Source organism: Antricoccus suffuscus, from assembly GCF_003003235.1.
GTDB lineage: Bacteria > Actinomycetota > Actinomycetes > Mycobacteriales > Antricoccaceae > Antricoccus > Antricoccus suffuscus.
The window spans coordinates 94,047-116,534 of sequence record NZ_PVUE01000010.1; the positions used below are offsets into that span (position 1 = coordinate 94,047).

26 protein-coding genes and 1 riboswitch are annotated in these 22,488 nt (G+C 65.5%); of the genes, 19 read left to right on the forward strand and 7 right to left on the reverse strand.

Features of this window, described 5'->3' with window-relative positions; genetic code table 11:
• The first annotated feature begins 39 nt into the window (after positions 1 to 39).
• From CLV47_RS12830 to CLV47_RS12840, 3 genes are all read left to right on the forward strand, one after another.
• Positions 40 to 291 carry a hypothetical protein gene (locus tag CLV47_RS12830; protein WP_146135379.1) on the forward strand — a complete coding sequence of 84 codons (252 nt, stop codon included), beginning with the start codon at positions 40 to 42 and terminating at the stop codon, positions 289 to 291.
• A 111-nt stretch (positions 292 to 402) separates the two neighbouring features.
• A riboswitch (cyclic di-AMP (ydaO/yuaA leader) is annotated at positions 403 to 548 on the forward strand.
• A gap of 14 nt (positions 549 to 562) precedes the next feature.
• Positions 563 to 1,567, forward strand: coding sequence for an NlpC/P60 family protein (locus CLV47_RS12835; protein WP_106349442.1), 1,005 nt, complete (start codon positions 563 to 565; stop codon positions 1,565 to 1,567).
• 16 nt (positions 1,568 to 1,583) lie between these two features.
• Positions 1,584 to 2,708, forward strand: coding sequence for a glycosyltransferase family 4 protein (locus CLV47_RS12840; protein WP_106349443.1), 1,125 nt, complete (start codon positions 1,584 to 1,586; stop codon positions 2,706 to 2,708).
• Here CLV47_RS12840 and CLV47_RS12845 read toward each other — a convergent pair.
• On the reverse strand, positions 2,696 to 4,486 hold the full coding sequence (locus CLV47_RS12845) for an AMP-dependent synthetase/ligase (protein ID WP_106349444.1): 1,791 nt from the start codon (positions 4,484 to 4,486) through the stop codon (positions 2,696 to 2,698). The two genes, CLV47_RS12840 and CLV47_RS12845, sit on opposite strands and share 13 nt — an antisense overlap.
• Positions 4,487 to 4,636: 150 nt before the next feature.
• Here CLV47_RS12845 and CLV47_RS12850 point away from each other — a divergent pair, with 150 nt between their 5' ends.
• Genes CLV47_RS12850 through CLV47_RS12870 form a run of 5 tightly spaced genes read left to right on the forward strand, consistent with a single transcriptional unit; the run spans position 4,637 to position 8,151 of the window.
• The gene (locus CLV47_RS12850) at positions 4,637 to 5,077 is read left to right on the forward strand and encodes an SRPBCC family protein (RefSeq protein ID WP_106349445.1); all 441 of its coding nucleotides are present in this window, start codon (positions 4,637 to 4,639) and stop codon (positions 5,075 to 5,077) included.
• A 6-nt stretch (positions 5,078 to 5,083) separates the two neighbouring features.
• The gene (locus CLV47_RS12855) at positions 5,084 to 6,292 is read left to right on the forward strand and encodes an ArsA family ATPase (RefSeq protein ID WP_106349446.1); all 1,209 of its coding nucleotides are present in this window, start codon (positions 5,084 to 5,086) and stop codon (positions 6,290 to 6,292) included.
• Complete coding sequence (locus tag CLV47_RS12860) at positions 6,289 to 6,639, forward strand: hypothetical protein (protein ID WP_146135380.1); 351 nt, start codon at positions 6,289 to 6,291, stop codon at positions 6,637 to 6,639. Before CLV47_RS12855 ends, CLV47_RS12860 begins: the two co-directional genes overlap by 4 nt.
• Positions 6,626 to 7,588, forward strand: a complete 963-nt coding sequence (locus CLV47_RS12865) for an ROK family glucokinase (protein ID WP_106349448.1) — start codon at positions 6,626 to 6,628, stop codon at positions 7,586 to 7,588. The genes CLV47_RS12860 and CLV47_RS12865 overlap by 14 nt, the downstream gene beginning before the upstream one ends.
• Positions 7,585 to 8,151 (forward strand): hypothetical protein, encoded by a 567-nt coding sequence (locus CLV47_RS12870; protein WP_106349449.1) that lies wholly within the window; start codon positions 7,585 to 7,587, stop codon positions 8,149 to 8,151. Before CLV47_RS12865 ends, CLV47_RS12870 begins: the two co-directional genes overlap by 4 nt.
• An 86-nt stretch (positions 8,152 to 8,237) precedes the next feature.
• Here CLV47_RS12870 and CLV47_RS22515 read toward each other — a convergent pair whose 3' ends face one another.
• Both CLV47_RS22515 and CLV47_RS12880 read right to left on the reverse strand, forming a co-directional pair.
• Positions 8,238 to 9,116: a DUF308 domain-containing protein gene (locus CLV47_RS22515; RefSeq protein ID WP_106349450.1), complete on the reverse strand. Its 879-nt coding sequence runs from the start codon at positions 9,114 to 9,116 to the stop codon at positions 8,238 to 8,240.
• A 92-nt stretch (positions 9,117 to 9,208) separates the two neighbouring features.
• Entirely contained in the window at positions 9,209 to 10,003 is a 795-nt protein-coding gene (locus CLV47_RS12880; RefSeq protein ID WP_106349451.1) for an alpha/beta hydrolase, read from the reverse strand.
• A gap of 99 nt (positions 10,004 to 10,102) precedes the next feature.
• Here CLV47_RS12880 and CLV47_RS12885 point away from each other — a divergent pair, with 99 nt between their 5' ends.
• Positions 10,103 to 10,876 (forward strand): lysophospholipid acyltransferase family protein, encoded by a 774-nt coding sequence (locus CLV47_RS12885; protein WP_106349452.1) that lies wholly within the window; start codon positions 10,103 to 10,105, stop codon positions 10,874 to 10,876.
• Here CLV47_RS12885 and glpK read toward each other — a convergent pair.
• Positions 10,873 to 12,345 carry a glycerol kinase GlpK gene (gene glpK, locus CLV47_RS12890; protein ID WP_106349453.1) on the reverse strand — a complete coding sequence of 491 codons (1,473 nt, stop codon included), beginning with the start codon at positions 12,343 to 12,345 and terminating at the stop codon, positions 10,873 to 10,875. The genes CLV47_RS12885 and glpK overlap by 4 nt on opposite strands.
• A 75-nt stretch (positions 12,346 to 12,420) precedes the next feature.
• On the opposite strand from glpK, the gene CLV47_RS12895 reads away from it, so the two are divergent.
• From CLV47_RS12895 to CLV47_RS12925, 7 genes are all read left to right on the forward strand, one after another.
• Positions 12,421 to 12,927, forward strand: coding sequence for a polyadenylate-specific 3'-exoribonuclease AS (locus CLV47_RS12895; protein WP_106349454.1), 507 nt, complete (start codon positions 12,421 to 12,423; stop codon positions 12,925 to 12,927).
• A gap of 96 nt (positions 12,928 to 13,023) precedes the next feature.
• Positions 13,024 to 14,430: a class II 3-deoxy-7-phosphoheptulonate synthase gene (locus CLV47_RS12900; RefSeq protein WP_238145434.1), complete on the forward strand. Its 1,407-nt coding sequence runs from the start codon at positions 13,024 to 13,026 to the stop codon at positions 14,428 to 14,430.
• Between the two features lie 73 nt (positions 14,431 to 14,503).
• Positions 14,504 to 14,938 (forward strand): DUF6157 family protein, encoded by a 435-nt coding sequence (locus CLV47_RS12905; RefSeq protein ID WP_106349456.1) that lies wholly within the window; start codon positions 14,504 to 14,506, stop codon positions 14,936 to 14,938.
• A 61-nt stretch (positions 14,939 to 14,999) separates the two neighbouring features.
• Entirely contained in the window at positions 15,000 to 15,635 is a 636-nt protein-coding gene (nthA, locus tag CLV47_RS12910; RefSeq protein WP_238145435.1) for a nitrile hydratase subunit alpha, read from the forward strand.
• Positions 15,636 to 16,322 (forward strand): nitrile hydratase subunit beta, encoded by a 687-nt coding sequence (nthB, locus tag CLV47_RS12915; RefSeq protein WP_106349457.1) that lies wholly within the window; start codon positions 15,636 to 15,638, stop codon positions 16,320 to 16,322. It abuts the gene before it with no gap.
• Positions 16,319 to 16,699, forward strand: a complete 381-nt coding sequence (locus CLV47_RS12920; protein ID WP_202862563.1) for a nitrile hydratase accessory protein — start codon at positions 16,319 to 16,321, stop codon at positions 16,697 to 16,699. Before nthB ends, CLV47_RS12920 begins: the two co-directional genes overlap by 4 nt.
• On the forward strand, positions 16,699 to 17,703 hold the full coding sequence (locus CLV47_RS12925) for a threonine aldolase family protein (protein ID WP_106349458.1): 1,005 nt from the start codon (positions 16,699 to 16,701) through the stop codon (positions 17,701 to 17,703). Before CLV47_RS12920 ends, CLV47_RS12925 begins: the two co-directional genes overlap by 1 nt.
• A gap of 21 nt (positions 17,704 to 17,724) precedes the next feature.
• On the opposite strand, the gene CLV47_RS12930 is transcribed toward CLV47_RS12925, so the two are convergent.
• Positions 17,725 to 19,737 (reverse strand): Stk1 family PASTA domain-containing Ser/Thr kinase, encoded by a 2,013-nt coding sequence (locus CLV47_RS12930; RefSeq protein WP_106349459.1) that lies wholly within the window; start codon positions 19,735 to 19,737, stop codon positions 17,725 to 17,727.
• 131 nt (positions 19,738 to 19,868) lie between these two features.
• Between CLV47_RS12930 and CLV47_RS12935 the strand changes: the two genes are divergently transcribed.
• Genes CLV47_RS12935 through CLV47_RS12945 form a run of 3 tightly spaced genes read left to right on the forward strand, consistent with a single transcriptional unit; the run spans position 19,869 to position 20,882 of the window.
• A complete protein-coding gene (locus CLV47_RS12935) occupies positions 19,869 to 20,258 on the forward strand; it encodes an Rv2175c family DNA-binding protein (protein ID WP_170111063.1) in 390 nt (129 codons plus the stop codon).
• Positions 20,259 to 20,271: 13 nt separating this feature from the next.
• Positions 20,272 to 20,589, forward strand: coding sequence for a lycopene cyclase domain-containing protein (locus tag CLV47_RS12940; protein WP_106349460.1), 318 nt, complete (start codon positions 20,272 to 20,274; stop codon positions 20,587 to 20,589).
• Positions 20,586 to 20,882: a lycopene cyclase domain-containing protein gene (locus CLV47_RS12945; protein ID WP_106349461.1), complete on the forward strand. Its 297-nt coding sequence runs from the start codon at positions 20,586 to 20,588 to the stop codon at positions 20,880 to 20,882. Before CLV47_RS12940 ends, CLV47_RS12945 begins: the two co-directional genes overlap by 4 nt.
• Here the strand turns inward: CLV47_RS12945 and CLV47_RS12950 are convergent.
• Together CLV47_RS12950 and CLV47_RS12955 are read right to left on the reverse strand one after the other, a co-directional pair.
• Positions 20,845 to 22,092 (reverse strand): RNA polymerase sigma factor, encoded by a 1,248-nt coding sequence (locus tag CLV47_RS12950; protein WP_106349462.1) that lies wholly within the window; start codon positions 22,090 to 22,092, stop codon positions 20,845 to 20,847. The two genes, CLV47_RS12945 and CLV47_RS12950, sit on opposite strands and share 38 nt — an antisense overlap.
• A gap of 8 nt (positions 22,093 to 22,100) precedes the next feature.
• Positions 22,101 to 22,448, reverse strand: coding sequence for a YciI family protein (locus CLV47_RS12955; protein ID WP_106349511.1), 348 nt, complete (start codon positions 22,446 to 22,448; stop codon positions 22,101 to 22,103).
• Positions 22,449 to 22,488 lie beyond the last annotated feature (40 nt).

A 22,488-nucleotide genomic window follows, 5' to 3' on the forward strand; every position in this document is an offset into this window, starting at 1 on the left:
GCATCGAAATTGTCGGTATCGGTGTTTATGGTCGGCGGCATGTTGATCGATTGCAAAAGTTGCCAGGCCGTACCGGCGGCATGCGAAGACTGTGTGGTGACGGTGCTGCTCGGCCCGCTGAATGGACAGGCGCCAAGCGACGGCGAACTCGACGCTACCGAACGGCGCGCGTTCGATGCCTTAGTCGAGGGCGGCGTGCTGTCCGAGACATGGCGAACGACCGCCGAAGTGACGATGACACCGCGCACGGCACCGGCTGGGAGTCCCCGACGATGGCGTTCGACGGCGTGACAAATCGGCGTGAGAAACCACTCGGTCGGCGGGCCCTGATTGAATCCTTATCGGCGCGACTGTAAGGTCTTTGAGGTCGGTCACGGGACGGTCGTTTGTCCGAAATGGCGCCGTACGACACCGCCGAAACGTAATCGATTTACGTGCCGGGGACCCACGTGTCCTTGGGGTGAATCAGCGAGGCTCACGCTTCGTTGTAGGGCAATCTTCCCAGCCCGAACCCGTCAGCTAACTCGGTAGGCGGGCGCAGAGGAAGAGGAGAGCCGCCCCCGTGGCGCCTTCGAAAAAGCACGTAACCGCGGCCTCATTCGCCGCCCTGTTCACGACCTTCGGTCTCGCACTTACGCCCACTACTGCCGCGCATGCGGCCCCAGACGCGGCGCCCGCGCCGAGTGACGTCCAGGCGCAGATCGTCCAGATGCAGCATGATCTCGAAACCGTGACCGAGCAGTACAACGACGCGAAGATCGCGCTGGACCAGCAGAACGCTGCGCTGGCGACGGCGACCTCGACGTACGACGCGGCAAACGTGAAGCTCGAGTCACTCAAGGCGCAGGTCGCCAAGATCTCGGTCGGCGTTTATAAAGGCCCGCAGATGGCCAGCCTGACGACCGTGATGACGAGCGGCTCCCCGGCCGAGGTGCTCGACAAGCTCAACACCCTCGACGCGATCTCGGCGCACAACAACACTGCGCTCGGCGAGTTGGCAAGTGGCGAAGCCCAGGCCGCCGCTGCGAAGTCGGCCGCGACCGAGGCCGCGGATGCCGCGGCCAAGACCGAGCAGGACATCTCGGCCAAAAAGGCCAGCATCGAGTCCGAGCTGCCCAAGCTCGAGACACAGTTGGCCTCGCTCAACCCGACCGCGTACGCGTCAGTCATGGCCGCCTCGGGCGGCCCCGCTGTCGCCTCGGCAACTGCAGGCACGGGAGGATCGGCAGCCGCACAAGGCGCCGTCTCGGCCGCGCTATCGCGGCTCGGCATGCCCTACGTATGGGCCGCCTCGGGACCTAACTCATTCGACTGCTCGGGCCTGACGATGTGGGCCTACGGCCAGGTCGGCATCGGTCTGCCACACTCGTCGTCCGCGCAGCGCAGCTCGGGACCTTCGGTTTCGCTGTCCGCGCTCGTGCCCGGCGACCTGGTCTTCATGCCGGGCCATGTCGGCATGTATATCGGCAACGGCAACGTCGTACACGCCCCGACCAGCGGAGACGTCGTCAAGGTCGTCCCGCTGAGCTCGATGCACTGGACGTCGGCTGGTCGACCTGCCGCCTAACTCCCCGCGAGCAGGTATGAAAACGCTGGTTGTCACCAACGACTTCCCGCCCCGCGAAGGTGGCATCCAGACGTTTGTGCGTGCCATGGTGGCCCAGTTCGATCCGCGGGAGGTCGCCGTCTATTGTTCGACGTCGCCCGGCGCGGCGGAGTATGACGCCGGTTGCGGCTTTGAGGTCGTACGCAACCGGGCCACGATGCTGCTGCCCACGCGGTCGGTGACAGCTGACGTCATCGCAACCGCACGGCGGATCGGAGCCGACCGAGTCTGGTTCGGCGCCGCGGCGCCGCTCGCCCTGATGACGCCATCGCTTCGCAAGGCGGGCATACATCGACTCGTGGGTTCGACACACGGGCACGAGACGGGCTGGGCCGCGGCCCCAGGCGCGCGCCAGCTGCTACGCCGGATCGCCCGCACACTTGACGTCACGACGTACATCACCGGCTACACCGGCGACAAACTTCGCGACGCGCTCGGCCCGGCCGCCCAGCTCGCTCGCGTATCTCCGGGCGTCGACGTCGAACGGTTCACGCCGGACGTCGACGGGGCAGCGGTACGCCGCGAGCACGGTCTCGACGGCCGCACCGTCATCGGGTGCATATCGCGACTGGTGCCACGCAAGGGACAGGATGCGCTGATTGCCGCGCTGCCGCGTATCCGGGCCGTCCATCCCGACGCGGTGCTTTTTCTCGTCGGCTCAGGCCGCGACCGGGCGCGTCTTCAGCGACTCGTCCAGCGAGCAGGACTCGGCGAGCACGTCGTGATGACAGGGAGCGCGCCCACGCACGAGCTTCCGGCGTACTACGCGGCGACCGACATCTTTGCGATGCCTTGCCGAACCCGTAAGCGTGGCCTCGACGTCGAAGGGCTTGGCATGGTCTACCTCGAGGCCGCCGCAACCGGAAAACCGGTCGTTGCAGGTAACTCAGGTGGCGCGCCGGAGGCGGTGATCGATGGCGAGACGGGGTACGTCGTCACCGATCCACGCTCACCGCACGCCGTCGCGGAGCCGATCATCAGGCTGCTCGCCGACGCCGGCCTCGCCGCTCGGATGAGCGAGCGCGGCCGCGAGTGGGTCTGCGAGCAGTGGACCTGGAAACGCCAGTCGGACCGGCTCAAAGAGCTCCTTCAGGTCGCGTAAAGCTGGTCGATCTGCGCGCTGAAGTCCTCGCGCACGACGTTGCGTCGCAGTTTCATTGACGGGGTCAGGTAGCCATTGTCTTCGTTGAAGTCGTTGTCGAGCACGATGAACTTGCGAATCGACTCGGCCTTCGAGACCGTCTTGTTAGCGCTATTGACCGCCTGCTGGATTTGCGCATGCAAGTCGGGGTCGTTGATGAGGTCCGAAAGCGTCGCATCTGCCGGTTTGTTGTTGTTTTTCTTCCAGGCCGGCAGCATTTCCTCGTCGATGGTGATGAGCGCGCCAACGAACGGTCGCTGATCGCCGACCACAATGCATTGGCTGATCAGCGCGTGCGACCGTAGCGCGTCTTCGAGTGCCGCCGGCGCGACGTTTTTGCCGCCGGCGGTGACGATGATTTCCTTCTTGCGACCGGTAATCGAGACGTAACCGTCTTCGTCGATCGACCCCAGGTCTCCGGTATGCAGCCAGCCGTCGATCAGGGTTTCCTTGGTGGCTTCCTCGTTGCCCCAGTAGCCGCTGAACACGTGCTCGCCGGAGATGATGATCTCCCCGTCGTCCGCGATGCGGATTGTCGCGCCAGGCAACGGGCGACCGACTGTACCCACCCGCATCTGGGTGAGCGTGTTGCTCGCGGTCACCGGCGAAGTCTCGGTCAGTCCGTAGCCTTCGAGGACGGTGATGCCGATCCCGCGGAAGAAATGTCCGAGACGGTCGCCGAGCGGCGCGCCACCGGAGACCGCGCTCTCGCACCGTCCGCCGAGCGCAGCGCGCAGCTTGCCGTAGACGAGCTTGTCGAAGACGGCGTGCTTGAGCTTCAGAACCAGCCCCGGCGTACCTTTGTCCAGCGCCCGCGAGTATTCGATCGCGGTCGCCTCGGCTATGTGAAAAATCTTCCCCTTACCCTCCGAGATTGCCTTTTGCGCCGCGGAGTTGTAGACCTTCTCGAACACGCGGGGTACGGCGAGCAGGAACGACGGTTTAAACACCCCCAGGTCCGGGACGAGGTTAGGGATGTCCGAGCTGTGCCCGAGCTTGACCCGTGCGGTGAGCGCGCCGAGCTGAATGATCCGGGCGAAGACATGCGCCAGCGGCAAGAAAAGCAGAGTGGAACGCCCCGGTTGCAGCAGGTCGTCCTGGGACGCGACGGTGTTGCGGGCGTCGAACACGAGGTTGCGGTGGGTGAGCTGGCAGCCTTTCGGGCGCCCCGTCGTGCCGCTGGTGTAGACAATCGTCGCGACATCGTCGGCTTTCGTCGCCCCGCGCCGCTTGCTGACTTCGTCGTCGGTGGTTTCTGTGCCGCTCTCGACAAGGGTGTCGAGGTCCGCATTGTCGATGACCCAGACGGTCTTCAGGTCCGTGAGCGCGCCGCGTACTTGTTCGACGATCGCGGCGTGCTCCGCGGTCTCGACGATCGCCGCGGTCGCGCCGCTGTTGCTGAGGATCCACTCGACCTGGTCAGCGCTCGACGTCTCGTAGATCGGCACGACGATGAGGCCGGCGCTGGCGAGCGCGAAGTCGCACAGCGTCCATTCGAACCGGGTGCGAGACATCAAGGCGACCCGGGACCCGGGCTCAATACCTGCCGCGATAAACCCTTTCGCGAGCGCGTTGACTCGGCCAGCGAACTCAGCGGCGCTCAGATCAGTCCAGTCCGCGCCCGAGCGCAGCGCGTACAGCGCCTCTGTCGGATATTTCTCGGCATGCTCGAAGACGATGTCGGCGACATTGATTGTGGCCGGTACGTCGTACCGTGACGGGACGGAAACTTCGCGCATTTGCCGGGCTCCTAGACGTGTCGAGACAAGCGGTGTTGCGAGGTAACCTACCTGGCTCCACACCGCAAGGCGATTCTATTGGTCAAACGGTAGGCTCGTCAGGTGCGTGCACCCACGTGCACGCACGCAGTCCGCGAAACAGGAGCTTTTATGGCCGAGCAGTCGACGCAGTCCATCGTCATCAACGCCGACGCCGAGGTCATCATGTCGGTGATTTCAGACTTTGCGTCGTACCCGCAGTGGGCGGGCTCGATCAAGAAGTGCGAACCGGTCCAGGACGGCGCCGACGATCTCGCGACCCAAGTCGCGTTCACGATGGACGCGGGGCTGATCAAGGACCAGTACACGCTTGAGTACGACTGGAGCGACTACCCCAACTCGGTTAGCTGGCATCTGATCTCGGGACAGATGCAGAAGTCGCAGCAAGGGTCCTACGCGCTGTCCGCGGTCGGCGACGGTACGACGAAAACGACATACACGTTGGCCGTCGACCTCGCGATCCCGATGCTCGGAATGATGAAGCGCAAGGCCGAGAAGGTCATCATGGATACCGCGCTCAAAGAACTCAAGCGCCGCGTCGAGTCGCTCTAAACTGTCGTGCGGATAGTCCTTTTCACCGGCAAGGGCGGCGTCGGAAAGACGACGACCGCGCTCGCCACAGCCGTCCACGCCGCTGGGCTCGGCTGCAAGACCCTTCTCATGTCGACTGACCCGGCGCACTCTGTTGGCGACGCGCTGAGCATCTCGGTGCGCGACGTGCCGACCCAGGTCGATGACGGCCTCTACGTCATGCACGTCGACGCGCAACGCCGGTTTGAGTCATCGTGGGGCGAGCTGCAGGGCTATGTGCGTGCGCTGCTGACCAACGCCGGCGCCGACCCGCTGACCGCAGATGAGATCGCGGTCGTACCCGGCGTCGAAGAGTTCATGGCGCTGCTCGCGTTGCGCGAGCAGGCCGTCGCCGGACTATGGGATTTCATCGTCGTTGACTGCGCACCAACCGCCGAGACGCTGCGGCTACTGGCGCTGCCGCAGGTGCTGAGCTGGTACGCCGAGCGCCTGTTCCCGACGCACAACCGGATGCTGCGCCATCTCGCGCCGCTCGCCGGCCGCATGCGTGATGTGCCGATGCCAAGCGCCGCCCTGGTGTCGGCCTTCTCGGCGCTACACCAACAGGTCGACGAGCTCTGCGAGCTCCTTGGGGACGCCGCCACCACGACGGTCCGGCTGGTGCTGACCCCGGAGGCCGTCGTATTGGCCGAGGCTCGTCGGACGCTGAGCAGCCTGCGGCTGTACGGCTATCCGGTCGACGGCATTGTCGTCAACCGCCTGATCCCGCCCGGGGGCAAAGACCCATGGCGCGCATCTTGGGTGGCGGCGCAGCGCGAGCAGATGACGCGGATCGCGGACTCTTTCGATCGGCTTCCGATCCGGACCCTTGACTACCAACGGGCCGAGCCGGTCGGCCTCGATGCGCTTCGGGTGCTCGGCGTCGAGCTCTACGCGGATACCGATCCGCGTGAGGGGCCCGCGACCGCGGACGTCGTACGCATTGAGCACGTGCGCGATGACGAGTTGCCCGGCGGTTATGAGTTCACCATGATTCTGGACCTGCCGCACCTGGATCGCGCGGACGTGCAGCTCGCGCGTTCGGCCGACGACCTGGTCGTGACCGCGGCCGGTCGGCGTCGCTACGTCGGACTGCCAAGCGCGCTACGCCGCTGCGACGTGGTCGGTGCGGCGTACGCCGATAATGCGCTGCGCGTGACATTTACCCCGAACCCCGAACTATGGCCACGATCATGAGCGACAACGCCCGCGACGATGTGGGATCACTCGGTGACGAGTTGCAGAAATTGACCGGCGCATTCGCGCAGTGGGCCAACGCTCGGGGCGCGGACTCCGAGGCGGCGTCGGAGTCAAGCGAGCGGCCAGCGAGCTGTGACTACTGCCCGATCTGTCAGCTGATCGCACTGGGCCGCGGCCAGCGGCCGGAGGCCGTTGCCAAGCTGATCGACACCGCGACCCTAGCGCTACACGCGCTGACCGAGTATCTGCAATCACAAGACAAACCCCACGAACACCAGGGTCCACAGGGCGACACCAACCCCGCGCCGCCGGAGCCAAAGGTGCAGCACATTGACATCGACTAGCGAACCGCTCGCGCTCGGCGTCGATATCGGCGGCTCGAAGATCGCTGCCGGGGTCGTGGCGGCCGATGGCACGATCGTCGACGAGATACGCCGCCCGACACCGGGCGCCGACGTAACGCAGACGGCCGATGCCATCATCGGGGTCGCCCGTGACCTGATGAGCCGCCACAGCGTCGGTGTCGTCGGCATCGGCGCGGCGGGATGGATCAACAGCGACCGGTCGACGGTTGTCTTCTCGCCGCACCTGGCGTGGCGCGGTGAACCATTGCGCGAGAGCCTGACGACCTCGCTCGACGTACCGGTGTACGTCGACAACGATGCGAATGCGACCGCGTGGGCCGAGTACCGGTTCGGGGCGGCGCAGGGGAGCCGGGTGGCACTGTGCGTGACGCTCGGTACCGGAATCGGGGGCGGCATCATCGCGGACGGCCAGATCTTCCGGGGCGCCTTCGGGCTGGCCGGCGAGTGGGGGCATATGCGAGTCGTTCCTGGCGGGCGGCGCTGTGCGTGCGGCAACCGAGGCTGCTGGGAGCAGTACGCCAGCGGACGGGCACTGGCTCGTGATGCGCGTGACGTTGCCGAAACGTCGCCGGTGACTGCTCAGGGCTTGTTGGCTGTAGTCGACGGCGTACCGAGCGCGCTAACGGGCCCGCTCGTGACCCAAGCGGCCGCGGCGAATGACCCCACCGCGATGGAGATCGTCAACGACGCGGGGCACTGGCTGGGACAGGGGATCGCAGATATCTGCGCGATTCTCGATCCAGATATCGTTGTTGTCGGGGGCGGCGTGGCCGAGGTCGGGTCGTTGATTCTGGACCCGGCGCGGGCGGCGTTCGGGCACGCGTTGACCGGTCGTGGATTCCGACCGGAGCCCCCTATTGTCGGTGCGCGGCTGGGTTCGGCTGCCGGCCTGGTTGGGGCCGCTGATCTTGCTAGGAGCTCGCTTTGACCGTTCGCCTGACCTATTGCGACACGAAACTGACCTCGGTGGACGATCTTGTTGCGTTGCGTGCCAACACCGAGGCTGCTGGTCTTGAAATCGTGGTTCTTCAGTCGACTGCGCGCCATCCGCTCTGGCGCAACGCCCATGCTCACACCGCGCGTGCGTTGGGCCTGATTGTGGCCGCTGGGGGCGCCCCGGCCGCAGGGACATTGATGCTCACCTCACTCGCCGCGGACGTCGTGCGGTCGGACGCGTTGGCACTGGCGACCCCGGCAGATCAACGGCGGCGTACGGCGGTCGCCATCACAGTCGCACCAGGTGGTCGTGCCGACGATGGTCGGTGGCTGTTCGTGGGCACCGACTTGACCGGCGAGGAGTGGCGCACGCATCGTGACGAGCTTCGTCAGCGGCTTGGTGCGCTCGGCCATCCTGCGAATGCGGCGACCCTCGTCTTTGCGGTAGATCACAAAGTGATGCAACTACCCTCGCTCGACCAGCCTGATCAAGCGCGCCCGGTCAACGCGACTAGCGGCGAGGGCGGCGCTCTCGTGTTCGATATCGATCTCTAGCAACCCCGCGTGACGGACGGCCGGACATTCGTGACGGACGGCCGGACATTCGTGACGGATCGCGATGGGTGGCGAGGGCGAAGTTGCTAGACGACTGCGCCGTCGTCGTCCTCTTCGCCGTCTGGTGGATCTTCCCTGAGGCGCAGGAGAAGTAGGCCGACGCCTGAGGTGATACCGAGTACGCCGAGCACGACGGCAGTGGTCCCGCCGATGCCGAGAACCTGCGGGAAAAACAGCATCAGCACGCCGGCCAGCAGCACGAGGATCGCGACTATCGCGGGCCGCGAGGGGCGCTTGATCGGATCGGGCTCGGGCGGCTCGTAATGATCGAGAGGATCGTCGGCGGCGGGCCCGAGCGAGTAGGAGCCTCGCCAGACGTCCACGACTTCCGGCTCAACGGGAGGTTCGTCGGACACTTCGGCCTGCCCGACGATCGGCTGTTGTCCGCCCGACGACTCATCGGTATCGAGCTGATTGATGTCGAGGTGGTCGATGCCCAGACCATCGGTACCGAGCTGATCGGTCGGGGCAGCGTCTGGTTCGGAGGCTTCGGTACGGCGGGTGGGGTTGGTCGCCGTACTGTCGTAGTGTCCGACGAGCTCAGCGAACAGGGCATCGACCTGGTCGTTGTCGAGGTCGAACGGATCGGGTCCGCCGACGTCCGCCGTGGGCTCGGAGTCCGGACCGTCACCGTCGAGGACCTGCTGGGCGTGCGACCGCAGCTGCGCGTCGACATACAGGTGCTCAAACGGTGGACTGGATGGTGGTTCCACGAGCCGGTAGGGATCGTTGCTGCTGATCGGGTCGAGGTACGCCGCCACCCGGGCCTCGCGCAGCACGTCGAGCAGGTGCTCACCGACGCGTGGGTCGACAAGCCGGACCTTGACGTACGACGCCGCATCCAGCCCGTTGTCACGGCGCCCACGACGACGCCGCGGGCGCGGCTCAGGCCAGTTGGTCGACATGATCAGTCTCCACTCGCGCGGTCATCCCCATCAGACGCGCATTTGCGATCCCTCTGAACATCCAAGTCTAGGCCCGCGGCGGCCGGCCGCGGCTAGGTGTGTGCCTCGATCCATGACTCGGAGCGTTCGAAGAGGTATTCGGAGTCGTAGTCGAGCGTGGCCACATGATAACTGCGCTGTAAAACGACCTGCGTGACGTCCTCTGATGAGATGCCCGCCAGCAGGATCGACGACGACACCGCCTCGACGACGTGGTCCTGCGCGGATCGGAACAAGAGCACGGGCGTGGTGATCGACTTGAGGTCCTTGCGGCACAGTCCCCACAGCTGCTGCAGCGAGTACGCCGCCTGCAGCGGCAGCCTTGTATAGGCGCCTTCGTCGACGCCCGGTCGGGCGATGTCGTTGGCGATCCCGGGAAACGACCCGATGAGATGCCGCGCGTACGGCAGCAAAAACGCGTCCTTGCGTTCGGTGCCGAGCGACGGGTTGACGAGAATTGTGCCAACCAGCCGATCGCCCAGAGCGCCTGGTGACTCAAACGCCCCAGCGCCGGCGTACTGCTCCGTCAACCTGATCGCGAGCGTGCCCCCCATGGACAGTCCGGCAATGACCACGCGGTCGCAGTGCTCGGCCAGATTGTGCAGAGCCCGCTCGACGGCGGCGTACCACTGGTGCCAGCGCGTCCGGTTCATCTGCTGCCATGTCGTTCCGTGACCCGGCAGCAGGGGGCAGCTAACCGAGTAGCCCCGCGCCGAGAGGTGATCACCCCACGGACGCATGCTCTTCGGTGATCCGGAAAACCCGTGGCAGAGCAGTACGCCGACAGCGCGTCCCTTGTCCGTGTCGTGGAGGTACTCGAACGGTTCGGCGCCCTCGATTTGTGCCACGGTGCCCCCTGTAATTGGTAGTACGTCGACGTAGCGAAGTATGCCACCCACATCTGGCCGCTGATGCCGTAATCTGAACGCAGGTTGGGAGGTGCGCGAGTGTTCTATTGGCTAATGAAGCGGATCGTGATGGGTCCACTGTTGCGATTTTTCGGGCGGCCGGTGGTTGAAGGGGCGCACAACATTCCCAAGACCGGCGGAGCTTTGATAGCGAGCAACCATCTCGCGGTCGCGGACTCCTTCTACATGCCGCTGATGATTCGCCGGCGAGTGACGTTCCCCGCAAAGTCCGAATACTTCACCTCGCCCGGCATCAAGGGCGCGTTGATGAAATTCTTCTTCACCGCAGCGGGACAGGTGCCGATCGTGCGCGGTAGCGGCTCGGCCGCCAACGCCGCGCTCAACACCTGCAAAGAGCTGCTCGCGGATGGCAACCTCGTTGGCATCTACCCCGAGGGCACACGGTCCCCGGACGGGCGGATGTATCGCGGCAAGACCGGCGTTGCGCGAATGGCGATCGCCGCGAGGGTCCCGGTCATTCCGGTTGCGATGATCGGCACCGACAAGGTCAACCCAATTGGGTCGAGGATGTGGCGCCGCGGCCGAGTAACGGTCCGCTTTGGCAAACCGATCGACTTCAGCCGCTACTACGAAATGTCTAATGACCGCTTTGTCGAGCGCTCGGTCACTGACGAGATCATGTACGAGTTGATGGAGCTGTCGGGTCAGGAATACGTCGATGTGTACGCCGCAAAAGTCAAGACCGTGATGGACAAGAGCGGCAAGAGCGCCGGCCAAGTTGTCGACGACATCCGTGCAGCGCAGGCGAAGTCCCAGGCATCGCGGGCCGTGCCCGAGCAGATCGCGAGCTAGTCCCAGCCGAGGCTGCGGCGTACCGCATCGCGCCACCGGTCGTGATCTCCGTTATCCCGTACGCCGCCGGTCGGCGTGAAGCGACGTTCCTCCTGCCAAGTCGCGGACAGTTCATCCATGCCGGCCCACACGCCGGTGGCGAGGCCGGCGAAGAACGCGGCACCTAGCGCGGTCGTGTCCGGCACCTGCGGCCTGCGTACGACGGCATCGAGCTGGTCGGCCTGGATTTGGCACAGCAGGTTGTTGACGCTGGCGCCGCCGTCGACGCTGAGCGCCGGTACGTCGAGCGCGGCCTCCGCGCACATGATATCGACGACGTCGCGGACCTCGAAGGCGATCGCTTCGAGCGCCGCCCGCGCGAGGTGCGCCCTCGTCGTGCCTCGGGTGATGCCCACGATCGTGCCGCGCGCGGTCGGGTCCCAGTCCGGTGCGCCGAGACCAGTCAGCGCCGGCACGAACACCACGCCACCGGAGTCCGGCACCGACGCTGCGAGCGACTCGACCTCGGCCGAGGTCTGGATGATCTGCAGCCCGTCGCGTAGCCACTGCACTGCCGATCCGGTGACGAAGATGCTGCCTTCCAACGCGAAGACCGGTCCGTTGCCGAGGTCCCAGGCTACGGTCGTCAACAGTCCCGCGTCGCTGGTGACGGGGGCGTCTCCGGTGTTGACCAGCACAAAACTGCCTGTGCCGTAGGTGCATTTGCTTGACCCCGGCTCAAAACACACCTGGCCAAACAGCGCCGCCTGCTGGTCGCCGGCGATCCCGCCGATCGGCAGGTCCAGGCCGAGGAACGCGTCCGGATCGGTGCGTGCCAGCTGCCCGGATGACGGCACGACCTCGGGAAGCGCGTCGATTGGTACGTCGAACAGTTCGCACAGCTCGTCCGACCAGGCGCCTTCGAAGGTGTTGTAGAGCAGCGTGCGACTGGCGTTGGTGACGTCGGTGATGTGCGATCGGCCTCCGGTCAGTCGCGCCACGACGTACGAGTCGATGGTGCCGAGCGCGAACTTGCCGTCGCGAACCTGCTGCCACAGTTGCGGATTCTGCTGCGCGACCCACATGTACTTCGTTGCCGTGAAGTAGGGGTCGAGCCGCAGCCCCGTCGTACGCCGGACCAGGTCCTCGTGACCGTCTTCGCGTAGCCGGGTGCAGATGTCAGTGGTACGTCGGTCCTGCCAGACGATCGCCGGTCGCGGCGCCGAGAGACTGCGGCGGTCCCAGATGACCGCGGTCTCGCGCTGGTTGGTGATGCCGATGCAGGTCGGCGCGGACGGGGAGTCTTCCAACGCGGCGCGAGCGGCCACCTGTACCGCGACCCAGATGTTGGCCGGCTCGTGCTCGACCCAGCCCGGTCGCGGAAACCCTTGGGCGAACTCACTGTAGCCACGCGAGATGACCGAACCGGACTCGTCGACGACGAGCGCAGTCACTCCCGTCGTACCGGCATCGATGGCAAGAACTGGCATGGGGATCAGCATGCCATGGGACCTCCGGGGATACCTGCCGCGCCGGGCCCAGCGGCGCGTCACTAGGTTGATGCCGTGCGCTATTTCTATGACACTGAATTCATCGAAGATGGGGACACGATCGACCTCGTGTCGATTGGCATCGTCGACGAGAACGGCCGCGAGTACTACGCAGTTTCGACCGAGTTCAACCCGGACAAGGCCGGCGACTGGGTGCGTCGCAATGTGCTCGACAAACTGCCCTCTCCGGCCGACTCGGCATGGCGCTCGCGCGAACGGATACGCGCCGAGATCATCGACTTCTTGACCGCTCCGGGGGACCGAGTCGAGCTGTGGGCGTGGGTGGCGGCATACGACCATGTCGTGCTGTGTCAGCTCTTCGGTGATATGCGAGCCTTGCCGCCGAAGATCCCGCGCTGGACGCACGAGTTGAAGCAGCGGTGGGAAGATTTGGGTAGTCCAGCCCTTCCGGATGCGACCGAGGACGCGCATGACGCGCTCGTCGACGCGCGCCACAACCTAGAAAAGTGGAAGGCGATGCATGAGATCGGGAGCTGGGGAGCCGCGCCCGGCGTGGGTTGAACCTCGGGCCACCCGCGATTGACCGTATTCTGAAACGGTTAACGTCACCGTCGCGACGAGCGAACCCGTCCCGACTCTAGAGTCTGGCTATTTCCCGTGCCCATCGACACCGCTCACCACTCCATGCCCAACCCGACAGTCTCGGCACCGGTCGACCCCGCTGCGGAAGCGACGTACCTTCTGTCGGAGTTTAACGAGGCGTGGCGCGGCAAGCCGATTGGACAACAGCCGGAGTGGCCCGATCGCGGCGCGCTTGGCGCGGTCCTCAAGACGCTGCGCGCCGTACCGCCGATTGTGGCGCCTGCCGAGGCCGACAAGCTGACCTGTGAACTCGGTGCGGTAGCCGAAGGCCGGGCGTTCATGCTGCAGGGTGGGGATTGCGCGGAGACATTCGACGCCAACACCGAACCGCACCTGCGCGGTACCACGCGCACGCTGTTGCAGATGGCCGTCGTACTCACCTACGGCGCGAGCACGCCGGTCATCAAGATCGGCCGGATGGCCGGCCAGTACGCCAAGCCCCGCTCGTCGGACCGTGACGCGTTGGGTCTGCTGTCCTACCGCGGTGACATGGTCAACTCGATCGAAGCCACCGAAGCGGCACGAGTCGCCGACCCGGACCGGATGATTCGCGCGTACGCGAACGCCGCGGCCGCAATGAACATGATCCGCGCCTACGCCAATGGCGGCCTGGCCGATCTGACCGCCGTACACGACTGGAATAAAGACTTCGTGCGTACGTCGGCTGCCGGCGAGCGATTCGAGCAAATCGCGCAGGAGATCGATCGTGCGTTGGGCTTCATGGCCGCGTGCGGCGTCGACGATGACGCATTGCGCCGGGTCGACCTCTACAGCAGCCACGAGGCGCTCATCCTCGAGTACGAGTCGGCGCTGACCCGCATGGAAGCCGGTACGCCGTACGCCTTGTCCGGGCACATGGTCTGGATCGGCGAGCGGACACGGCAACTCGATGGGGCCCACGTCGAGTTTTGCTCGCGGATCGCGAACCCCATCGGCGTCAAGCTCGGCCCGTCCACAACGCCGGATGACGCGATGCGGCTGATCGACAGGCTCAATCCGGACAACGTCCCGGGCCGCCTGACGATGATCTCGCGGATGGGCAATGGCAAGGTGCGCGACGCGTTGCCTCCGGTGGTGCAGAAGGTAACCGACGCCGGTCGCAAGATCGTGTGGCAGTGCGACCCGATGCACGGCAATACCCACGAGTCGAGCAACGGCTACAAGACCAGGCATTTCGACCGGATCGTCGATGAGGTAAAGGGCTTCTTCGAGGTACATCGTGGGCTTGGCACCCATCCGGGTGGGATCCATGTGGAGCTGACCGGCAGCGACGTCACCGAATGCGTGGGTGGCGCCGAGGAACTGTCCGACGCCGACCTCGAGGGGCGCTACGAGACCGCTTGCGACCCACGGCTCAACACCAAGCAGAGCCTCGAACTGGCGTTCTTGGTCGCAGAGATGCTGCGTCGAGAACACCGTTAACTTCTCAGTCTCAGCTGAAAAAGTTGGCCAAACGGGGTCGCGGCGCGCCGGTCTCGCGGACTATTGTCGACGGATGCCCAGTACCAACTACTACGACACATTTATCGCCGTAGCCGACGATTGCCCAATGGTAGAAGGCATGCAGCCCCCCACCCGGGAAACTCCGTCGGTCGCCGAGCGGGCCTACGCGATGATCAGCCGACACCCGTACGAGCTCACCTCGGACGACGTCATCTTCGGCGTGTACGCCGATCGCAACGGCATCCCCGAACAGGACAGACCCGCAGCGAGGGAGAAGTTCCTCGAGAGCAATCAGGCCTGTCTGCGCGGTTCGGCGCTGTGCAAGCGGTATGGCTGGGGCGTGCACGCCGACGCGCGCGGCAGGCTCGCGCTCTATGGTGTGGAGACCCAGTCATACAAGAACTTCGTGTCCGGCAAAGTGCCCGCAGCCGACGGCCGCGAGATCAAGGTCGTCAACGCTATGCGATCATCACGCTTGAGCGCCTAAACGACCGCGACTCGATCGAGGGTGGCCGGACGGCGGCAGTGAGCGAAAGCGAGGCATTGCGGTGGGCGATCACGACCACGGACATGACCATGATCACGAGGCTGGCAGCGAGCTGTCCGATATGGATGTCAAGGCCCGCGCACTAGAAAGTTTGCTAGTGCAGAAGGGATATGTCGATCCCGAGGCGCTGGACCAGATCATCGAACGATACGAGACCCAGGTCGGTCCGCATAACGGGGCGCGAGTCGTCGCTCGGGCGTGGAGCGATCCGGACTACCTCGACTGGCTGCGTCGGGACGCGACCGCGGCGATCGCCTCGATGGACTACACGGGCCGCCAGGGCGAACACATCGTGGCGGTGGAGAACACCCCCGAGGTGCACAACATGGTGGTGTGCACTTTGTGTAGTTGCTATCCGTGGCCCGTGCTCGGCCTGCCACCGGTCTGGTACAAAAGCGCCCCATATCGCTCGAAGGTGGTGCGTGACCCGCGTGGTGTGCTTACTGACTTCGGGGTGAGCGTGCCGGACTCGACGACCTTTCGAGTCTGGGACTCCACGGCCGAGGTTCGCTACCTCGTCATTCCGATGCGACCCGGTGGCACCGACGGCCTGAGCGAGGAGCAACTGGCTGACTTGGTGACTCGCGACTCGATGATCGGCACCGGGCTCGCGCGCACACCGGAGGCGGTGGCATAGATGAATGGGCCACACGACATGGGCGGCATGCAGTGCTACGGCCCGGTCACACCCGAGCTAGACGAGCCAGCTTTCCATGCAGACTGGGAAAGGCGAGTCCTTGCCTATACGCTCGCGGTTGGTGCGCTCGGTCAATGGAACATCGACCAAAGCCGATCGTCACGCGAGTCGTTACCGCCGGTGACATATCTGACCAGCAGCTACTACGAGATCTGGCGGCGTGCCTTAGAAAATTACCTCGTGTTGCGCGGAATGGTGACCGAAGAAGAGCTACGCACCGGTCAGGCAAAGACCGAGCGGGCCAACGTCCCGGCCGCCGTCGCATGGGAGAAGCTCGAGGCCGGGTTCGATGCCGGATCGCCGTACAACCGCTCTGAGCGCGCCGCGGCGCGCTTTAGCGTCGGGGATCGGGTTCACACCCGCATGATCAACCCCGCCGGACACACCCGGCTGCCGCGCTACGCACGTAATCAGGTTGGCACCGTCGAGCGAGTGCACGGATCGTTTGTCTTTCCCGATCGCAATGCTGCGACGCTGAGCGGTGAGATTGATAAGACTCCCGAATGGCTCTATACCGTCGTATTCGACGGTCGCGATGTTTGGGGTGCGGACACCGCTGACCACCTAATGGTCAGCGTCGATGCGTGGGAGCCCTATCTCGAACCAGCACAGGAGCTTGTGGCGTGAACGCATCGAGCACGTTGGATGAAATCGCTCGTAGTTGTGGCGACGGTTTTCCGCAGCCGCCCGCCGCGACGGACGAACAGGTTTTCGGCGCGCCCTGGCAGGCGCAGGTCTTCGCCATGACCGTCTCGTTACACGAACGCGGTGAGTTCACGTGGACCGAGTGGGCGCAAGCGCTGTCGGCACGGATCGCCCAGGCACGTGCCGCGGGAGATCCGGACGACGGTACGACGTACTACGAACGCTGGGCCGAGGCGCTCGAGGACGTCATCGTGGGCAGGTCGATCGGCAGCGCCGCGGAGCTCACCGACCTGCAGACCCGATGGCGGGCCGCGGCCGCGCGAACGCCGCACGGCACGCCAATCGTGTTGGGCGACTGATGGCCCGCACCGTCGAACTACGCAGCGATACGTTCACCAAACCCACCGACGAGATGCGCGCCGCGATGGCGCAGGCGGACGTCGGAGATGACGTCTGGGGCACCGATCCGACGGTCGCAGCGCTGCAGGAGAAGTGCGCGAGTCTGTTCGGGTTCGAAGACGCGCTGTACGTGGTGTCTGGCACGATGAGCAACCAGCTCGCGCTGCGGTTGTTGGTGGCTCCGGGGCAGGAGTTGCTGTGTCACGAAGACGCGCACATCGTGATGTACGAACGCGGGGCGGCCGCCGTACACGGACAGATCAGTACCCGCACGTGGACCTCTCCCGCGCCGGAAGACGATCTCGACTGGATCGAGACGATGATCCGTGCAGACGGCTTCCACGCCGTGCCGACCGCCGCGATCGAAATCGAGAACACCCATACCGCGCGCGGCGGGATGGTTACGCCGGTCGACTCATTGCGGGCGATCCGCACGATGACCACGGTCAACGGCGTACGGGTGCACTGTGACGGCGCCCGGATCTGGAACGCGCACGTCGCGTCCGGTCTTGAGCTCAGCGAATGCGGCAGCCTCTTCGACACGATGTCGGTCTGCCTGAGCAAGGGGCTCGGCGCGCCGATCGGCTCAGTTTTGCTCGGCACCCGCGACCAAATGGACGAGGCGCGTGAGATGCGCGCCCGACTGGGAGGTGGCTGGCGCCAGGCCGGGATCCTGGCCGCGGCCGGAATCTACGCGATCGACAACCACATCGACCGGCTCGCCGATGATCATCGTCATGCGCAACGGCTCGCATCCGCGGCCGGCACGCCGCCCGGACGCACTCAGACCAATATTGTGCTGTTCGAGGTGCCGGATGCATTGCACTTCGTCGATGAGGCGGCCGCCGAAGGAGTGCTGTGCAGCGCGGTCGCGCCCAGCACGGTGCGGCTGGTGACACACCTGGGCGTGACCGAGGAGGACGTCGACTACGCCTGCGAGATCCTTCAGAAACTCACCGACTAGGCCGCCGGGCGCATCGGGCGGCTAGACGACGGAGATGGTGACCGTCGAGCCGCGCTTGGCCTTCGCGCCACCGGACGGGTCTTGTTTGGCCACCAGATCGAGCGAAATAAAGACGGTCGTTTTCTGAACGGCGAACCCGGCCGCCTGCAGGGTTTCGGTCGCCTTAGCCGACGTCATGCCAATAACGCTGGGCACCGCAACCAGGTCTTGGCCTTTGGAGACGTAGATCGTGACCGGTGCACCGGGCTGGGTCTGCGCGCCGGCGACCGGATCGGTGCGTGTCACCATGCCCGCCGGCACGGTGTCCGAGAACTCCTGAGTATCGCTCACCGTCGGCACGAAACCGAGACCTGTGAGGGCCTTGGTCGCCTCGTCCGGGGTCTTGCCGGTGACGTCGACGATCGGGATGGGCGACTTGCCGAGGCTCGTGATCACGGTGAGCGTGCTGCCCGGTTTCATCTCGGTGCCCGGCGGCGGGTCGAAGTTGGACACCGTGCCGGCGGGATGCGTGTCGTCGTACTGTTTGTCCTGCACGATCGTGATGCGGCCGCCGAACTCGGCTTTGAGCTGCGCGACGACATCGTCCGGCGACTTGCCGAGCAGGTCGCTTGACGTTGTGTATCGTTCGGGTCCCTTGGACAGCACGACCTTGACGTCGGACCCGCGCACTAGCCGGGTGCCCGACTTGGGTTGCACGGTGAGTACGCCGCCCTCGGCCACGCTCTCACTGAACTGCGAATCCTGCAGGTCCAACGTGACCCCGGCGTCCTGCGCGATTGCGCTGACCTGTTTGCTGCTGGTCGCCTTGGCGAAGTCGGGCACCTTGGTCCAGCGGCCGTACTGGAACCACCAGAAGGCGCCACCAGCCAGGAGAAGTACGACGGCGAGGATCGAAACTGCCACGAACATCCGTCGTCGTCGACGCCGCACGGGGCGGCCATCGGCATTCGCCGGAGCATCCCGGCTGGGAGGAGCGGCGACGGTGGCCGGCAGCGCTGCTGAACCGACCGGCAAAACCTCGGAACCGATGAGCGCCGTATGCCCGGGACCGTGCGTGCCCGGCGCGGTGTCGGTCAGGTCCGCATCCTCGGTGGGTGCCCCCGCGGCGTCGAAGATCGGCCCGGTGAGCGCCTCCGGCACCGGTGGCGTCGGCATCGGAGTGTCCTCGAAACCGAGCAGAAGCCGGGCCCGGCGTACCTGCGCCAGCATCTGCTGGGCATCCACCGGCCGCTTGAGCGGGTCCCGATTGGTCGCCTCGATGACAAGGTCGTCGACCTCCCCGGGCAGGTCGGGGACCTCTTCCGACGGCGGCGGTACGTCGTCATTGACGTGCCGGTAGGCGACCGAGACGGCGTTGTCGCCGACATACGGCGGGCGCCCGGTCAACAGCTCGTACAGGAGCACACCGACCGCGTACACGTCGCTGCGGGCATCGGCGTAGCCGCGCACGACCTGCTCCGGCGAGAGGTAGGCGATCGTGCCGAAAACGGCGCCGCCCATCCCGCTGTGGGTGGTGTGGGCGCTCTCGGCAACGGCGCGAGCCAGCCCGAAATCAGCGACCAACAGCCGCCCTTCGTCATCGATGAGGATGTTTTCGGGCTTGATGTCGCGATGTACGAGTCCCTCGCGATGCGCTGCGCCCAGACCGGTCAGTAAAGCCTCGACAACGGTGAGGGCTTCGGCGGGCTTGAGCGTCCCGTGGGCTCGCAGTATCTCGCGAAGGGTGCCGCCTCGGACCAGTTCCATCACCAGGAAGACCGCGTTGTGGGTTTGATCGGTGCCTTGGTCATGAATAGTCACGACGTTGGGGTGCCAGATGCGTGCGGCCGCGCGTGCCTCGCGGGTAAAGCGGTGGATGAAGGCCGGGTCTCCCGCGAGGTCGGCGTTCATGATCTTGATGGCGACAGCACGATCGAGGCGGTCGTCATGGCCGATATAGACCTTGGACATGCCGCCAGTGGCTAGTCGGCGGAGCACCCGATAACGGCCATCGAGTACCACGCCGACCATCGGATCGGACGTGGTCGCGCTCACGGGTCATATGGTACGGAAATTGACGGGCTATTGACCGTATCCCGCGCCGGTGTAGCCGATCCGGCGGAAACGCGGCGTCGGTCACATGGCACCCTGGACACTGACTCGCTCGACGACCGAACCTGGACCTGATGAACTCCGACACCGTGGCTTCCACGCCCGATACACCCGATACGCCCGAAACTCCGACACCCGAAACGCGCTGGCTGACCACGGCCGAGGCGGCCGACGCACTCGGCGTCCAGCCCGCGCAAATCAAGCGGATGCTCAAGGACGGTGAGCTGCTTGCGGTGACCGTCGATGCGGTGCGCAAGATCCCCGCCGACCTCATCGTGGACGGCGTGGTCTCGCGCTATCTTCCGGGCATCATCACCTCGTTGCGTGATGGCGGGTACGACGACGACGAAGCGGTTCGCTGGTTGCTGCAGCCGGACGAGTCACTCGGTGGCAACGCCGCGCTCGGATTGCATAAGTTCTTGCACCGTGAGGTCTCCCGCCGGGCGCAGGCCCTGGCCTTCTAACGCGACCGCCAGCGTGGGTCACTGGACGTACACCGTCATCCTGATCGCCACCCTGGCCGCGGCCGCGTGGTTGCAGGCGCTGCCCGGCGTACACGTCCTCAACCGGCCGCGCCGACTTGGCCTGGCGTTGCTGCCGGGCCTGCTGTTCGTGGCGTGGGACATCCTTGCCGCCGAGGCGCATTGGTGGGCGTTCTCCGCGCGCTACACATTCGGCGCCCGGCTCTTTGGACTGCCGCTCGAGGAGCTCGCGTTCTTCCTCGTCGTACCGGTATGCGCCGTCCTCGGCTATGAGGCGGTCCGGGTGACGCTGCCGCGGGTCGGCAGACAATGATCTACACCGTCGGGTCAGTCGTGGCGATCCTGGTGGCGCTCACCGTAGACAGGTGGCTGACCCGCGAACGGCTGGTGGCTACCAGAGTCTTCTGGATCGCGTACGCGATCATCTTTGCCTTTCAACTGCTCATGAACGGACTGCTGACCGGCATTCCCGTGGTGACGTACGACGAATCGGTGATCTGGGGTCCGCGACTGGCGTTCGCACCGATCGAAGATCTCGGCTTCGGATTTGGTCTGGTGCTGTTGGTCCTTACGACGTGGTCGCGGCTGGGCCGGGTCGATCGCTGAGGGTGGCGCGGCGGCCTTTCAGAAACTGCCGTTCCGTTGCGTTGTCCGCCAGCGCGATCGCATCGGCGTACGCCGACCGCGCCTCGGCGTACCGGCCCAGTCGGCGCAGCAGGTCGGCACGGGTCGCGTGGTACAGATGCATCCGGCCGAGGTCGAGTCCGTCGACAATTTGTAGCGCCGCCGCCGGCCCATCGATTTCGGCCACCGCGATCGCGCGGTTGAGTGCCACAACCGGGCCCGGGGCAATTCCCATGAGCTGGTCATACAGCATGACGATCTGAGACCAGTCGGTCGATTCGGCTGTCGGGCTGTCGCTGTGTACGGCGTTGATAGCGGCCTGGATCTGGTAGGGCCCAGGCATTCCGCGGCGGAGGCAGGATCTGACGAGAGTCTGGCCCTCGTCGATGAGGGTGCGGTCCCACCTGCTGCGGTCTTGGTCGGCAAGCAGCACCATCGCGCCGGCTGGGTCGGTGCGAGCGGTGCGCCGGGAATGGGCGAGCAGCATCAGCGCGAGTAGGCCTTTGGCCTCCGGCTCGTCCGGCATGAGTTCGGTGAGCAGCCGGCCAAGACGGATTGCCTCGGTGCACAGTTCGCCTCGGTCGAGCAAGTCGCCGGAGCTGGCGGTGTAACCCTCGTTGAAGATGAGATAGACAACGGCGAGAACCGATCCGAGCCGCCCTGGGAGGTCGGCGTCTCGCGGGATCTGGTACGGAATTTTTGCATCCCGGATCTTGCCCTTCGCGCGAACGATTCGCTGGGCCATCGTCGCCTCGGAGACGACGAAGGCGTGTGCGATCTGCGCGGTCGTCAGCCCGCCGAGCAGTCGCAGCGTGAGCGCGACCTGCGCGGTCGGCCCGAGCGATGGATGCGCACAGGTGAACATCAGGCGCAGCCGATCGTCGTACACGGCGCCCTCCTCAGATGCCTGGTCGTCGGTCTGCGTGCGCAGCAGCGACGCCTCCGTATGGCGTGCCGTGCGGGTCGACTCACGTCTGAGGCGGTCGATGGCGCGGTTGCGCGCGGTGGTAATGATCCAGCCGGCAGGGCGCGGCGGTATCCCGGAGTCCGGCCAGCGTTGTACGGCGGTCGCGAACGCATCCTGCACCGCCTCCTCCGCAAGGTCGATATCGCCGAGGAATCGGACGAGGACCGATACCGCGCGGGCGTATTCCTCCCGGAAGATCCGCTCGATGTCCGACGTGGCTGTCATTGCCGAGATCAGCTCTCAGTCATGAACGGCCGCACCTCGATCGGAAGGGTCGTAGCGTGCGCGCACTTGCGGCCCCAGGACAGGGCTTCGTCGAGATCGGCCGCCTTGATGATGCTCAGCCCGCCGAGGTACTCCTTAGCCTCGGCAAATGGGCCGTCGGTCATCACGATCTCCCCGGACTGCTCGCGCAGTACGGTCGCCGTACTCTGCGAGTTGAGGCCATCGGAAAACACCCACGCCCCGGCGGCCTTGAGCTCTTCGTGCAGCGACTCGACGTCGCGCATGATCTTCTCCAGAGCCTCAGGCTCGGGCGTGGTCCCCTCGGGCTGGTAGACGCTGAGCAGGTAGTGCTTCATCGCGGTGCCTCCTTGCTTCATTCGTACTCGGATTCTTACC